Annotated in this window: 10 protein-coding genes; 9 read left to right on the plus strand and 1 reads right to left on the minus strand. The window is 64.9% G+C overall.

Features of this window, described 5'->3' with window-relative positions; translation table 11 throughout:
- Positions 1 to 11: 11 nt before the first annotated feature.
- From ABIC76_RS06085 to ABIC76_RS06105, 5 genes are all read left to right on the plus strand, one after another.
- Positions 12 to 2255: a xanthine dehydrogenase family protein molybdopterin-binding subunit gene (locus tag ABIC76_RS06085; protein WP_354533325.1), complete on the plus strand. Its 2244-nt coding sequence runs from the start codon at positions 12 to 14 to the stop codon at positions 2253 to 2255.
- 142 nt (positions 2256 to 2397) lie between these two features.
- Positions 2398 to 2832, plus strand: coding sequence for an organic hydroperoxide resistance protein (locus tag ABIC76_RS06090; protein WP_027679850.1), 435 nt, complete (start codon positions 2398 to 2400; stop codon positions 2830 to 2832).
- Positions 2832 to 3428, plus strand: coding sequence for a nucleotidyltransferase family protein (locus ABIC76_RS06095; protein WP_354533326.1), 597 nt, complete (start codon positions 2832 to 2834; stop codon positions 3426 to 3428). The genes ABIC76_RS06090 and ABIC76_RS06095 overlap by 1 nt, the downstream gene beginning before the upstream one ends.
- Before the next feature lie 152 nt (positions 3429 to 3580).
- Complete coding sequence (locus ABIC76_RS06100; RefSeq protein ID WP_354533327.1) at positions 3581 to 4477, plus strand: LysR family transcriptional regulator; 897 nt, start codon at positions 3581 to 3583, stop codon at positions 4475 to 4477.
- Positions 4478 to 4637: 160 nt separating this feature from the next.
- Positions 4638 to 5630, plus strand: a complete 993-nt coding sequence (locus ABIC76_RS06105) for an AI-2E family transporter (protein WP_502947849.1) — start codon at positions 4638 to 4640, stop codon at positions 5628 to 5630.
- A 33-nt stretch (positions 5631 to 5663) separates the two neighbouring features.
- Here ABIC76_RS06105 and ABIC76_RS06110 read toward each other — a convergent pair whose 3' ends face one another.
- Complete coding sequence (locus ABIC76_RS06110) at positions 5664 to 6380, minus strand: TetR/AcrR family transcriptional regulator (RefSeq protein ID WP_354533329.1); 717 nt, start codon at positions 6378 to 6380, stop codon at positions 5664 to 5666.
- 362 nt (positions 6381 to 6742) lie between these two features.
- Here ABIC76_RS06110 and ABIC76_RS06115 point away from each other — a divergent pair, with 362 nt between their 5' ends.
- From ABIC76_RS06115 to ABIC76_RS06130, 4 genes are all read left to right on the plus strand, one after another.
- On the plus strand, positions 6743 to 7909 hold the full coding sequence (locus ABIC76_RS06115) for an efflux RND transporter periplasmic adaptor subunit (RefSeq protein WP_354533330.1): 1167 nt from the start codon (positions 6743 to 6745) through the stop codon (positions 7907 to 7909).
- Positions 7906 to 11073 carry an efflux RND transporter permease subunit gene (locus ABIC76_RS06120; protein WP_354533331.1) on the plus strand — a complete coding sequence of 1056 codons (3168 nt, stop codon included), beginning with the start codon at positions 7906 to 7908 and terminating at the stop codon, positions 11071 to 11073. The genes ABIC76_RS06115 and ABIC76_RS06120 overlap by 4 nt, the downstream gene beginning before the upstream one ends.
- Positions 11074 to 11075: 2 nt before the next feature.
- Positions 11076 to 12539: an efflux transporter outer membrane subunit gene (locus ABIC76_RS06125; protein WP_354533332.1), complete on the plus strand. Its 1464-nt coding sequence runs from the start codon at positions 11076 to 11078 to the stop codon at positions 12537 to 12539.
- Between the two features lie 87 nt (positions 12540 to 12626).
- The gene (locus ABIC76_RS06130) at positions 12627 to 13955 is read left to right on the plus strand and encodes a paraquat-inducible protein A (RefSeq protein WP_354533333.1); all 1329 of its coding nucleotides are present in this window, start codon (positions 12627 to 12629) and stop codon (positions 13953 to 13955) included.
- Positions 13956 to 14002: the final 47 nt, after the last annotated feature.

The following is a 14002-nucleotide window of genomic DNA, read 5'->3' on the forward strand; positions in this document are numbered from 1 at the left end:
GAGAATTCACGATGCGTATTCGAAATCTTGAAGCGCTGGCCGGTGGCGGCGCGCAACATCAACCGGCGTCAGCGGATGCCGGGTCGGCAACGCTTGACCGACGCAGCTTTCTGAAGCTCACGACGCTGGCCGGCGGCGGCCTGGCGTTGGGCGTGGTGCCGGCGTTTGCGGGCGCGCAGGACGCGAAGGCCAAGCCGCCCTCGCCGCCGCAGGCATTCATCATCATTGCGCCGGACAACACCGTCACCGTGGCGGTGAACCGGCTGGAATTCGGTCAGGGTGTGCACACGGCATTGCCGATGGCGCTGGCCGAAGAACTCGACGTCGATTGGCGCAATGTGCGCGGCATGTTGGCGCCGGCGGGCGATCCGTACAAGGACCCGGGCTTCGGCATCCAGATGACGGGCGGCTCGACGGCGCTGAATCACTCGTTCCAGCAATACCGCGAGCTGGGCGGTCGCGCGCGTGCCATGTTGATCTCGGCAGCGGCCGAGCGCTGGAAGGTTGACCCGTCGACATGCCGCACCGCCAATGGCGTGGTCACGTCGGGCAGCCACCGCGCCACGTATGGCGAGCTTGCTCAGGCCGCGATGGCGCTGCCGGTGCCGGCGCAGGTCACGCTGAAGAACCCGTCGCAGTTCCGCATTGTCGGCAAGCCCACGCCGCGCCTCGATGCGCGCGCAAAGCTCGACAGCTCGCTCAAGTTTGGTCTGGACACGCGCTTGCCCAACATGAAGGTCGCCGTGCTGGCCCGCCCGCCGCGTTTTGGCGGCAAGGTGGCCAAGTACGACGCGGCGGCGGCCAAGGCGGTGAAGGGCGTGGTCGATGTGCTGCAGATTCCGACCGACCGGGGCGGCACGGGCGTTGCCGTCATCGCCGACGGATATTGGCCGGCCAAGCAGGGCCGCGACGCGCTGCAGGTCACGTGGGAAGACGCCGGCTCGACGGTGTCCACGCCGGCCTTGATGGCGGAGTACAAGAAGCTCGCCGGCCAGCCCGGCACCGTGGCCAAGGCCGCGGACATGAGCGCCATCCAATCCGCCGCAACGCGGATCCAGGCGGACTACGAGTTTCCTTACCTCGCGCACGCGCCAATGGAGCCGCTGAACTGCACGATCGATCTGCAGAAAGACGGCGGCAAGACCACGGGCGCGAAGGTGTGGGTCGGCTCGCAGTTCCAGACCATCGATCAGGGCGCGATTGCCAAGGTGCTCGGCGTGTCGCCCGAAAAGATCGAGCTGAATACGATGATGGCGGGCGGTGGCTTTGGCCGGCGCGCGATCACCACGTCGGACTACGTGGTGGAAGCCGCCAACGTGGCGAAGGCCTATGCGGCCGCCGGACACAACGGCCCCGTCAAGGTGATCTGGAGCCGCGAAGACGACATCCGCGGCGGCTATTACCGCCCGATGCATCTGCACCGCGTCAATGTGGGCGTGGACAGCGGCGGCAAGGTCGTCGGCTGGGACCACGTGATCGTCGGTCAGTCGATCCTCAAGGGCACGCCGTTCGAGGCCTTCATGGTCAAGAACGGGGTGGACGAAACCATGGTCGAGGGCGTGATCGAAAACGACTACGGCTTCCCGATGCAGCTGACGGTGCACCATCCGGACGTGAACGTGCCGGTGCTGTGGTGGCGTTCCGTGGGCCACACGCATACGGCCTACGTGATGGAAACGATGGTCGACGAGGTGGCGCATGCGGCCAAGCAGGATCCGGTCGCTTTCCGTCTCGCGCGCTTTACCGGCAAGGAGCATGAACGCCATCGTGCGGCGCTGCAGCTGGCTGTCGACAAGTCCGGCTACGGTAAGCGCAAGCTGCCCAAGGGTCAGGCCTGGGGCGTGGCGGTGCATGCCTCGTTCGAGTCGGTGGTGGCGTATGTGGTGGAGGTGTCGGTCGACCAGGGCAAGCCGCGCGTGCATCGTGTCACCGCAGGCGTGCATGCCAACCGCGTGGTCAACCCGATGGGCGCCGAAGCGCAGATTCAGGGCGCCTGCGTGTTCGGCCTGGCGATGATCCAGCCGGGCTTTGCCATCGACATCGAAAACGGTGCCACCAAGAACAGCAATTTCACCGACTTCCCGCCCGTGCGCATGCCGGACGCGCCGCCGGTGAACGTGTTCTTCGTGCCGTCGGAAGACAACCCGACCGGGCTGGGCGAGCCCGGCACGCCGCCGATTGCACCGGCGGTTGCCAACGCGCTGTTCACGTTGACCGGCAAGCGTCAGCGCAAGCTGCCGTTCGACACGGTGTAGTTGTCATCATCGCGTGATGAAATGGAAGCCGGCATGCAGTCCTGTGTGCCGGCTTTCTTGTTCTTGCAGCCTCGTATCCCCCAGTTTTGCGGACCGATTCTTGCGTCCGCGATTGCGTTGTTCACCCCCGGAGGAGCATGTCATGGCATTGAATATCCTGTACACCGCCCACGCCAAGGCCACAGGCGGCCGCAACGGCCACACGCAAACCGAAGACGGCCAGGTCTCGCACGACCTGTCGGTGCCCAAGGCCATGGGCGGCCCCGGCAAGCCGAATACCACCACGCCCGAAGACCTGTTTGCCGCCGGCTATGCCGCGTGCTTCGGTTCGGCGTGCGACTTTGTCGCCAAGAGCATGCTCAAGCTCAATCCGAGCAACATCGAGATCCACTGCGATGTGGGGATCGGCACGCGCGATGAAGGCGGTTTCGGCCTGAAGGTCGGATTGACGGCGCGGATCAGCGGGCTATCGCAAGCCGATGCCGAGAAGCTGGTGGCCCAGGCGCATCAGGTGTGCCCGTATTCGAACGCCACGCGCAACAACGTGGAAGTCACCCTCAAGACCGAGGTGGTCTGATGCTGCAGCGGCCTGTTGTTGGCGTGTTGCTGGCCGCGGGCCGCGGCAGCCGGTTTGATGCGGCGGGCGTGGCCAACAAGCTGCTTGCCCCGCTGCCCGATGGAACGCCCGTGGCGGTGCGGGCCGCGCGGCACCTGATGCTGGCAGTGCCCGACGTGGTGGCAGTGGTGCCCGCCGCTGCCACACATGGCGCGCAGGTCGATCAACTGGCCGCACTGCTGGCCCAGGCCGGTTGCGAGGTCTTGCGCTGCCCCGACGCTGCACGTGGCATGGGCGCCAGCCTGGCTGCCGGCGTAGCCGCGCGCCCGCAAGCCGGCGGGTGGATCATTGCCCTGGCCGACATGCCGTGGATCGCCCCTGACACCATCACCCAGATCGCCAACGCAGTGGACCCACGCCGTTGCGTGGCGCCCTTTCATGCCGGCCAGCGGGGCCACCCGATCGGCTTCGGCGCCGACTTCTTCTTGGGCCTGACATCGCTCGACGGCGACGAGGGCGCGCGGCGGCTGATTGATCCTGCCAAGCTCATCCGCATCGAGACGGATGACGCCGGCATCGTGCGCGATGTCGACACGCCGGCCGATCTCGCCCGCTGATGACAGGCGCTTCGTCGTAGTCTCCGGAGCCTCATAATCCATAAATCATCATAGTTGACAATAATATCAACTATGACTAGATTAAGCATGCTCGCGGCGAAGCCGGGCCGTCATCGGCTGAGTGCTGCCTGCGAGCCATGTTTGAGGTGCTTATGGATCATTTCGAGAGCCTGCGACTCTTTCGTACGATCGTTGAGGTCAGGAATTTCAGGCGAGCAGGGCAGATGCTCGGGGTGTCGCCGTCTGTCGTTTCCCGGGCGATGACGTCCCTGGAAGAGCGGCTTGGGGCGCGCCTGTTCCACCGTTCGCCAAAGCAGTTCTCGCTGACGGACGCGGCGCACCGGCTTTATGACGGATGCTGCCGCGTGCTCGACGATCTGGACTGCCTTGAATCCGATGCACGCAGCCAGGGGCACCTGCCGGTCGGCGTGCTGCGGCTCGTCGCTCATACCACGGCAACGTCGGCGTGGCTGGCCCCGCTGGTCGCGTCCTTCAAGCGGCAACACCCAAACCTCATGGTGGATGTGACGTTGGCGGAGGGCGTTGTCGACCTTGCGACCGAGGGCTACGACATCGGCCTGGTCTTGCCGTTCATGCTGGCAACGGATCTGGCGGTGACGCGCATGCTGCAGCGCTTGCCATTGGCCATCGTGGCGGCACCCGACTACCTGGATTCGCATGTGCACCCGCGTCACCCGGTCGATCTGTCGGACCACGTTTTCGTGACGGTGCCCCCTTCGGTGCATAAGCCCGTCGTGACGTTCCGCGCAGAGGGGGCGCCGCTCATGGTTCCACTGCAGTATGAAATCACGTCGAACAACGCCGCCTTCAACCGTGAAGTCGTGCTGGCCGGACTCGGCATGGGGCTGTTGCCATTGGCCTTGGTTGAAGACGATCTGCGCGAAGGGCGCCTCGTCCGGTTGCTTGGCGAACATGAAATCCTGGATACCGCAGCGGAGGTTCGCCTCGCTTACATGAGCCGATCGATGGTTCCCGCCAGGGTCCGCGCATTCATCGACCACGCCGTCGCGTATTTTGAGGAGAAGTGAGGTGCGGGTTCCTTCTCCTCGGCCAGGCACCGCTGCCCTGTGCGAACGGTGCAATGTCCATCATCGGGGTAGCGCACGTCTATCCAAAACGCTGGTGTCTGCTTTGATACGGCGCCAGGCCTGGCTGTGGGGCCTTGTCGCGCTTGCCATCGGTGTTCTGATGTGGGCGCTGCGGCCGGTGCTGACGCCGTTCCTGCTCGGCGCGCTGATTGCATACATGCTGCAACCCGGGGTGGAGTGGCTGGCGCGTCATCGCGTGCCCCGCTGGCTGGCTGCGTTGGCGATGATCCTCTGCTTTGCGGCGATGGCCGCGCTGCTCGTCACGCTGATGTTCGCGGTGGTCCAGACCGAAGGTCCGCAACTCCAGGCCAAGATTCCCGTGCTGCTTGCCAATCTCAATGCATGGCTGCAGCCCAAGCTGGCCGTTCTGGGGCTTGCTGTCGACCTGGACTTGGCGCATCTGCCCGGTCTGCTGGCCGGACCGAGCCATGGTGGCGATGGCGCTTCCGCCGCTGCCCTCTGGCAATACCTGCGCACAAGCGGCCACGCAATGTTGACCGTGGTCGGCAACCTGGTGCTGGTCCCGCTGGTGCTGTTCTATCTGCTTTACGACCGCCACCAGATGTTTCGGCGCATGGAAAGCCTGGTCCCCCGTCGGTGGCTGGCCACGACGCGAGCATTCGTGATCGACATCGACCGCATGCTGTCGCAATACCTGCGCGGGCAGCTTCTGGTGATGGTCGTGCTGGCCGCGTTCTACCCGATCGCGCTGGCGCTGGCTGGCTTCGACATTGCCCTGCCGCTGGGCTTGTTCACGGGGCTGGCGGTGTTCATTCCTTATGTCGGATTTGCGGCTGGCCTTGCGCTTGCCGTGTTGGCCGCCGTGCTGCAGTTTGGCGATCTGTACGGTCTCGGCGCCGTGGCCGTGGTGTATGGCCTGGGTCAGATCCTGGAGAACGTCTTCCTCACGCCGCGCCTGATTGGCGAGCGCATTGGCTTGCACCCATTGGCGGTGATCTTTGCATTGCTGGCCTTTGGCCACCTGTTCGGATTCTTTGGCGTGCTGCTGGCGTTGCCTGCCAGTGCCATTCTTGCGGCCGCGCTGCGCGAACTGCGCCGCCGCTATCTGGCCAGCGACCTCTATCAAGCCTGATCGATGTGCGCCCTCGCCAGGCAGCGCGAGGGCTCACACAGCGACTGCCGCGTCACCGTCGCTGACCGCCGGCAGCGGCAGTTGCGCAATTCTTTCTGCTTCAGCACGCTTGACGCCCAGTGCCTGGAGCACGAAGACGGCCGCACGTTCGGCCAAATGCTCGACGCGCATCGAAGCGGCCTGACGGCTGCGTCCAGGAACGGCCGAGGCCGCTGCAAAGTGCAGTTCGGCCGCAACACCCGCCAGCACCGTTCCAATCACGGAAACCACGCTGGTCAGCGGATCGGTCACCACGAACCGCTTGGCAGCAAGCCCGCGCTTGCTGTCGCGCAGCAGGCGCAAGCCCAGGCCGCGCGTCAGGGCGCGTGTAGACACGCCTTCGCGTATCAGCAGCCGGCCCCAGACCGGTTCGCGCTGCGCTCGCAGCAACGTGTGACGGACCGAGATGGCGATGACTTCGGCCGGATCGGTCAGGCCATGCGCAATGCCATCCAGCTTGTCGGCAAAGTCTTCAAACGCCCAGTCGATCACGGCGGCAAAGAGCCCTTCCTTCGATTCGAAGTGGTTGTAGAACGAACCGAAGCCCACATCGGCGGCTTCGGTGATCTCGTTGATGGCGACGCGCTCAATGTTTCTTTCGGACAACAGCAACAACGCCGCATGAAGCAGCCGTGCCCGTGTTTCCTGTTTGCGCCGTGTGCCGCGCCGCTCGCGGCAGCCTTCTGCCACGTGATTCGTGAGGTTCCGCATAGGGGTCTGGAATGGTGTTCTCATCCGCGATGATAGTGTCTCACGTCATAGTTGACAATATTATCAGTTATGAGTTTAATGTCGAAATGTAGGGTCGATCAGGGTGATGCGCCCTGAGTTAGGACGCGGTGATGGGGCAAGCCCGCAGGCGAAAAGGCCAGAGAGCCGTCCGCCGCTGCTAGCCAGCTGAATGCAGCCATGCGCCGAGAAGTGGTTCCTGAACGCCGTGGAGACAGGCGACTCGCGTACCCGACATCCGAGTTCCGTGACGCATGGCCCGAGAGCCGATCGCGCAGAAGAGGCGCGGCTCCTGGGTGTGCGTTACCCATTGTTCGTTAGGCCATCACTTGCTTGGAATCATCGTGAAACATCCCGGTCGTCATGCGCAAACGACAGCGCGCCCCCACCTGTCCGTCGTCGGGCGCTCCAAACGTGCGCCCCTTGTCATTGCTGCCTGCTGCGCTGTACTGCTCGCGGGCTGTCACCACAGCGAAACTCTGGTCAGCGCGCCCAAACCGGTCGTTGCGCTGACGCTGCACCCGGACGGCAACGCCGTTGCCAACACACTGCCGGGGCAGGTGCAGGCGCGGTACTCCACGCCGCTGTCGTTCCGGGTGGCCGGCAAAGTGGTCGAGCGCCGCGTGCGCATCGGCGATACCGTCAAGCAAGGGCAGGTGCTGGCGATGCTCGATCAGGCTGACTTGCGCAACGACCTCGCCAACGCACGGGCGCAGCTGGAAGCTGCTGAACATCGTCTCGTCTATGCCAAGCAACAGCTTGACCGCGACCGTGCGCAATCGCAGGCGAACCTGATTGCGCCGGCGCAGATGGAGCAGACGCAGGACGCCTACGCATCCGCGCTTGCGCAACGCGATTCGGCGCGGGCACAGGCCGCACTCGTTGGTGATCGCCTGCGCTACGCGACGCTGGTGGCAGACCACGATGGCGTCATCACGTCAGAGGACGCCGACACCGGGCAGAACGTCCAGGCAGGCCAATCGGTCTATCACCTCGATTGGACGGGCGACGTCGACATCGTTTGCGATGCACCGGAGAGTGCGCTGTCCTCGCTGACCGTCGGAAGCAAGGCTCGCGTGAGCCTTCCCGCCGCGCCTTCGGAGAGCTTCGAGGCGCGTGTGCGCGAGGTCTCGCCGACGGCCGATCCGCAAAGCCGGACGTGGCGCGTCAAGCTGTCGCTCGTGGCGCCGAACGCGGCGGTGCGCATGGGCATGACCGCCACGATCGCGTTCGACGCCAGGGGCGACGCGGGCGCCGCGCGTCCGTTCAAGTTGCCGGTCACCGCGCTCTTTCATCGCGGAGAAGAACCCGCAGTCTGGGTGGTGCGCGCCAACACCGATACCTTGGAGCTGCGCCCCGTCACCATCGCGCGTTACGACGAGCGCAGCGTGCTGGTCGCTTCCGGCCTGCGCGACGGCGATCGCGTTGTCATGCAGGGCGTGCACGCCGTGAACGCCGGCCAACATGTGCAAGTGGTTGCCCCGCTGCACCCTGAGGACTTCGCATCATGAGCGCCGACGATCGCGAAACCGTGCAAGGCACGGCGCCGGCTGCGGCGTCTGCATCTCAGGTGGACGAAGGCGGCTTCAACCTGTCGGCATGGGCGCTGCGCCACCAACAGCTGGTGATCTTCCTGATTGGGCTGGCCACGCTTTTTGGCGTGATTGGCTACACGCATCTCGCGCAGTCTGAAGATCCGCCGTTCACGTTCCGGACGATGGTGATCCAGACGTACTGGCCCGGCGCCACCGCGCGCGAAGTCCAGGAGCAGATCACCGACCGCATCGGGCGCCAGCTCCAGGCGGCGCCGTATGTCGACAACATCAAGAGCTATTCGCGCCCCGGCGAGTCGATGATCTTCTTCGCCATGAAGGACTCGGCTCCCGTGAAGGACGTGCCCGAAACCTGGTACCAGGTGAGAAAGAAAGTGGGCGACATCCGCGCGACATTGCCCAAGGGCACGGTCGGGCCGTTCTTCAACGATGAGTTCGGCGATGTCTACACCAATATCTACGCGCTGGAAGGCGATGGCTTCTCGCCAGCGCAGCTGCACGACTATGCAGACAAGCTGCGGACCGTTCTGCTGCGCGTGCCCGGTGTCGCCAAGGTGGACTACTTCGGCGATCCGGCCCAGCACGTCTTCATCGAAATCTCGAACGCGCAGCTGACCCGGCTCGCCATCACGCCGCAGCAGATCGCACAGGCCATCGACGCACAGAACACCGTGGCACCGGTCGGCACGATCACGACCGCCGATGACCGCGTCTTCGTGCGGCCGACCGTCGCGTTCAAGGATGTGCAGGCGCTGGCCGACATGCTGATCACCGTGAACAAGCGGACCTTCCGGCTGCGCGACATCGCCAAGATCACGCGCGGCTATGACGACCCGCCCGTGACGCAGATGCGCGCCAACGGTCATGCCGTGCTGGGCATTGGCGTGACGATGCAGAAGGGCGGCGATGTGATCGACCTCGGCAAGGCGCTCGACGCCACGGCAGGCGAACTGCAGGCGACGCTGCCTGCAGGGCTCAAGCTGTCTCCGATTTCCAGCATGCCGCACGCTGTCAAGCACTCCGTCGACGAATTCGTGCGGTCGGTTGGTGAGGCCGTGGCGATTGTTCTGGTGGTGAGCCTTGTGTCGCTGGGCTTGCGCACGGGCATGGTGGTGGTGATCTCCATCCCGATCGTGCTGGCGGTGACCGCACTGTGCATGCACATCTTCGGCATCGGGCTGGACAAGGTTTCACTCGGCACGCTGGTGCTGGCGTTGGGGCTGCTCGTGGACGACGCCATCATTGCCGTCGAGATGATGGCGGTGAAGCTCGAGCAGGGTTGGAGCCGCTTGCGCGCCGCTGCCTTTGCGTACTCAAGCACGGCTTTCCCGATGCTGACCGGCACGCTGGTGACGGTGTCCGGCTTCCTGCCGATCGCGCTCGCCAAGTCGAGCACGGGCGAGTACACGCGCTCGATTTTCGAGGTGTCGGCCATCTCGCTGATCGTGTCGTGGTTTGCAGCCGTGGTGCTGGTGCCACTGCTGGGCTATCACATGCTGCCCGAGCACAAGAACGGTGCCTCTGAACATGGTCATGAGCACGACATCTACAACACCGGCTTTTATCAGCGCCTGTCGGGGTGGATCGCGTTCTGCATCCAGCGCCGATGGGTGATCCTGGGCGTGACGGCCGTGCTGTTCGCACTCGCCATGGCGGCGTTCACGCGCGTGCCCCAGCAGTTCTTCCCGAACTCTGAGCGGCCCGAGTTGCTGGTGGACCTGCGCCTGCCCGAAGGCGCATCGATTGACGCCACGCTGCGCGAAGCAAAGCGCCTGGAGAAAGCGCTCGATGGTCGAAAGGAGATCGAACACTTTGTCGATTACGTCGGCACCGGCGCCCCGCGCTTCTATCTGCCGCTGGACCAGCAGCTTCAGCAGCCGAACTTTGCACAGTTCGTGATCACGGCCAAGAACGTTGAAGAACGCGACGCGCTCTCGCGCTGGCTCAACGCCACGCTCGAGAAGGATTTCTCCGGCGTGCGCACCCGTGTGGCCCAGCTTGAGAACGGCCCGCCCGTAGGCTTCCCGATCAAGTTCCGCGTGAGCGGCGACGACATCGCCACCGTGCGCAATATCGCTGACAAGGTCGCCGAGAAGGTCCGTGCCGACGCGCGCACGCAGAACGTGCAGTTCGACTGGGATGAACCGGCAGAACGTTCGATGTCGTTCGAGATCGACCAGATCAAGGCGCGCCAACTTGGCGTGACGTCGGAAGATGTCTCCAACTTCCTCGCCATGACGCTGTCCGGCTATACGGTCACGCAGTATCGCGAACGCGACAAGCTCATCAATGTCGACCTGCGGGCACCAAAGACGGAACGCGTCGACCCCGCCAGGCTGGCCGGCCTGGCCATGCCAACGCCCAACGGCCCCGTTCCGCTCGGCGCGCTGGGGCATGTGCAGAACAAGCTCGAGTACGGCGTGATCTGGGAGCGCGATCGCCAGCCGACCATCACGGTGCAGGCTGACGTGCGCGGCAACGCGCAGGGCATTGGCGTGACGCGTGACATCGATGCGGCCCTGTCTGCCGAACGCGCCAAGCTGCCGGTGGGCTATCGCATCCAGGTGGGCGGTGCAGTGGAAGAAAGCGTGAAGGGCCAGACGTCCATCAATGCCGAAATGCCGCTGATGATCATTGCCGTGCTGACGCTGCTGATGATCCAGCTCAAGAGCTTCTCGCGCACGTTCATCGTCGTGCTGACGGCACCGTTGGGTCTGATTGGCGTGGTGGCTGCGCTGTTGCTGTTCGGCAAGCCGTTCGGGTTCGTGGCGCTGCTCGGGGTGATCGCCATGTTCGGGATCATCATGCGCAACTCCGTGATCCTGGTGGACCAGATCGACCAGGACATCGCGGCCGGCCAGAAGCGCTTCGACGCCATCATCGGCGCAACGGTGCGGCGCTTCCGGCCCATCATGCTCACCGCCGCTGCCGCTGTGCTGGCGCTGATTCCGCTGCTGCGCTCGGGCTTCTTCGGGCCGATGGCCACCGCGCTGATGGGCGGCATCACCATCGCCACGGTACTGACCGTCTTCTTCCTGCCGGCGCTGTATGCCGCGTGTTTCAAGGTGCGCCCGGACGAACGGGACGTGCCCTCGGCCGCCACTGCAGCCCTGGAGAATTGATCATGAAACTCTCTCGTATGACGTATGCGCTTGCGGCAACGTCGGTGCTCGCTCTTACGGCGTGCTCCCTGGCGCCGACCGCCGTACCGCCCGCCACGCCGTCGCCGGACCATTACGGCGTGGCCACCCAGCCCGCCAAGACAGTGGAAGCAGCCGGCGTCGCCCAGCAGTTTGATGTGGGTGCTGCGCCCGTGCCGCAATGGTGGAAGCTCTATCGCTCCGATGCGCTGAACGCGCTGGTGGAAGAGGGGTTGCGCAACAACCCCACGCTGGCTGCAACGCAGAAGACCTTGTCCGTCGCGCAGGAGGAACTGCGTGCACAGGTGGGGGCGTCCACATTGCCGTCCCTCGACGCGGGGGCGCAGGTCGCGCGGCAGCGCACGCCCAACCTCACAGGCGTGGGACCTGATGCGCTGCGCTACAACGTGTTTGTCGGACAGCTGCAGGCGCACTACACCTTCGACCTGTTCGGTGCGACGCGCTATGCCAACGCCGCGAGCGCTGCGCGGGTGGATGTGCGTGGCTGCGAACTGGAGGCAGCACGGCGCGCCCTCGCCGCGAATATCGTCGGCGCCGTGATCAACGCGGCAGCGCTGGATCAGCAGATCGCATTGACGGAACGCCTCGTTGTGGTGGCAGACGCGACGGCGCGGGACGCCCAGCGGCGCTACGAGCTGGGAGCGCTCTCGCATGCGCAGGCGCTGGCATCGACGCAGAGCGCCGCGTCGCTGGCGGCGACGCTGCCGCAATTGCGTCAACAGCGTGCGGTGTCCGTTCACGCGTTGGCCGTATTGCTGGGCCGCACACCGGACGCGGCGCCCGCGGTGCCGGAGTTCAGCAGCCTTTCGCTGCCGAACCAGGTGCCAGTGGCGGTGCCGTCGCATCTGCTGCGGGCACGGCCGGATATCCGCGCCGCCGCCGCTGCAGTCAGGGCAGCCTCTGCAGACGCAGGCGAGGCAACCGCACAGCTGTTCCCAAGCCTGTCGCTCACAGCCTCGCTCGGTCGCGGTGGGTTGAGCTGGCCGGCATTGCTCTCAGGTGCAGGCGGCTTATGGGCGGTGGGCGCCGGGCTGTCGCAGCCGATCTTTCACGGCGGCGCGTTGATGGCCCACCGCCGGGCCACGCTGGAGCTGTATGACGCAACGGTCCTGCAATACAAGTCGGCTGTGTTGTCGGCATTTGAAAACGTTGCCGATACGCTCGCCGCGCTCGAGAACGATGCGCAGTCGCTCGCTTCAGCCGAAGTGGCGTCGACCGCAGCCCGCACCGCGTTCAACGAGACCGCATCGCGGCGCCGCCTTGGGGCGCTGCCCGCATCCGCGGAGCAGTCGAGCGAGCAGCAGTACCTGACTGCTCAGCTCGACACCGTGCGTGCGACCAGCCGGCGCATGAGCGACACGGCGGCATTGCTGCAGGCAATGGGCGAACTGCCCGCCAACACCGAGCAGACGATCGCCAAAGACTGATAGTGCCTTTGGTTAGGGCCGGCCTCCACGCCCCAAGCGTGGAGTGCCGCGCTTCGCCCCTAGTGCCAATTGGCTTAGTCCACGCCCATGGAATCCGCCCACCTGATTGCCTGTCATGAGTGCGACCGCATGTTTCGGCGGCCGCCACTGTCGGATGGTCTGAACGTCCGATGCTCACGTTGTGCGAGCGACCTCGGCAGCGCCCACAGCGCCCGCCCAACACTCGATTCCACCTCCGCACTGGCGGTTGCGGCGCTCATTACGCTGGTGATCGCGCAATGCTTCCCGATCATTGCGCTCAATGCCCAGGGCATGACGTCGCAAGCCACGTTGTTTGATGCGGTGTATTCGCTATGGGCAGGGCAAATGCGCGTGGTCGCTGCGGTCGTGTTGTTCACGACCACGCTGTTTCCGTCGATGGAACTGGTTGCGCTGCTCTACGTGTTGCTTCCCTTGCGCGCGGGGGCTGTGCCGCCAGGCTTTCGCCACGTCATCCGCTTCCTGCAATGGCTGCGGCCTTGGGGAATGATCGAAGTGTTCATGCTGGGCGTGCTCGTCACGACGGTGAAGATGATCAGCCTCGCGCGGGTGATTCCCGGTGCCGGTCTATTTGCATTCGGCGCGTTGACGGTGCTGCTGGCGCTTGTGTCGCGGTTCGACCCGCACAGGCTCTGGCATGCCTGCGACGAGATCAAGGCCGGGGATGGTGCAATGCCGTCTGCTGAAGTGCGAGCTGACTCGCCGCAGAACGAAGCCGTCGTGGCCGACCCGGTCAAGGGCGTCTGCGCAAAGCAGGTCGGGCTGGTGGCGTGCCACACATGCGGCAGCGTCCAACCGTTTCAGCGGGGCGAGGCACACCAGCGGTGCCATCGTTGCCATTCGATCCTGCACGAACGCCGCCCGGCCAGCGTTTCCCGGACAACCGCCTTGCTGCTTGCCGCTGCGCTGCTTTACATCCCCGCCAATCTGTTGCCGGTGATGCAAAGCACCTCGCTCGGCCGTTCGGAAGACGACACCATCCTGAGCGGCGTGGCGTACTTCTGGACCTCCGGCGATTGGGGGCTGGCCGCCGTCGTCTTCATTGCCAGCGTGGTGGTGCCGATGCTCAAGCTCGTCATTCTTGCGATGCTGGTATTCGCGGCACATCGGCGCTCCACGTGGCGTCCGCACGAAAGGACACGGCTCTATCGCCTTGTTGAACGCATCGGCCGGTGGTCGATGCTCGATGTGTTCGTCGTGGCGCTCACGGTTGCGCTGGTGCACTTCGGCTCCTTCACCGTCATCACGGCGGGCCCGGGTGCACTGGCCTTTGGCGCGGTGGTGATCCTAACCATGATCGCCTCCATGCAGTTCGACCCCCGGCTTATCTGGGATCCCATCCCCGACGAAGACACCGCCGCGCAAGACGGTTCCTGAACGAATCCTGCGCACCCACTTCGTCTGCTTCCTCTTCTTTGCAAGCA

The sequence above is a fragment of the Ralstonia sp. 1138 genome (genome assembly GCF_040544795.1).
Lineage (GTDB): Bacteria > Pseudomonadota > Gammaproteobacteria > Burkholderiales > Burkholderiaceae > Ralstonia > Ralstonia flatus.

Excerpts from the sequence above, each read along its gene's own strand:
- ABIC76_RS06085 (WP_354533325.1), top strand. The coding sequence starts at position 12 with ATGCGTATTCGAAATCTTGAAGCGCTGGCCGGTGGCGGCGCGCAACAT.
- ABIC76_RS06090 (WP_027679850.1), top strand. The coding sequence starts at position 2,398 with ATGGCATTGAATATCCTGTACACCGCCCACGCCAAGGCCACAGGCGGC.
- ABIC76_RS06095 (WP_354533326.1), top strand. The coding sequence starts at position 2,832 with ATGCTGCAGCGGCCTGTTGTTGGCGTGTTGCTGGCCGCGGGCCGCGGC.
- ABIC76_RS06100 (WP_354533327.1), top strand. The coding sequence starts at position 3,581 with ATGGATCATTTCGAGAGCCTGCGACTCTTTCGTACGATCGTTGAGGTC.
- ABIC76_RS06105 (WP_502947849.1), top strand. The coding sequence starts at position 4,638 with ATGTGGGCGCTGCGGCCGGTGCTGACGCCGTTCCTGCTCGGCGCGCTG.
- ABIC76_RS06110 (WP_354533329.1), bottom strand. The coding sequence starts at position 6,380 with ATGCGGAACCTCACGAATCACGTGGCAGAAGGCTGCCGCGAGCGGCGC.
- ABIC76_RS06120 (WP_354533331.1), top strand. The coding sequence starts at position 7,906 with ATGAGCGCCGACGATCGCGAAACCGTGCAAGGCACGGCGCCGGCTGCG.
- ABIC76_RS06125 (WP_354533332.1), top strand. The coding sequence starts at position 11,076 with ATGAAACTCTCTCGTATGACGTATGCGCTTGCGGCAACGTCGGTGCTC.
- ABIC76_RS06130 (WP_354533333.1), top strand. The coding sequence starts at position 12,627 with ATGGAATCCGCCCACCTGATTGCCTGTCATGAGTGCGACCGCATGTTT.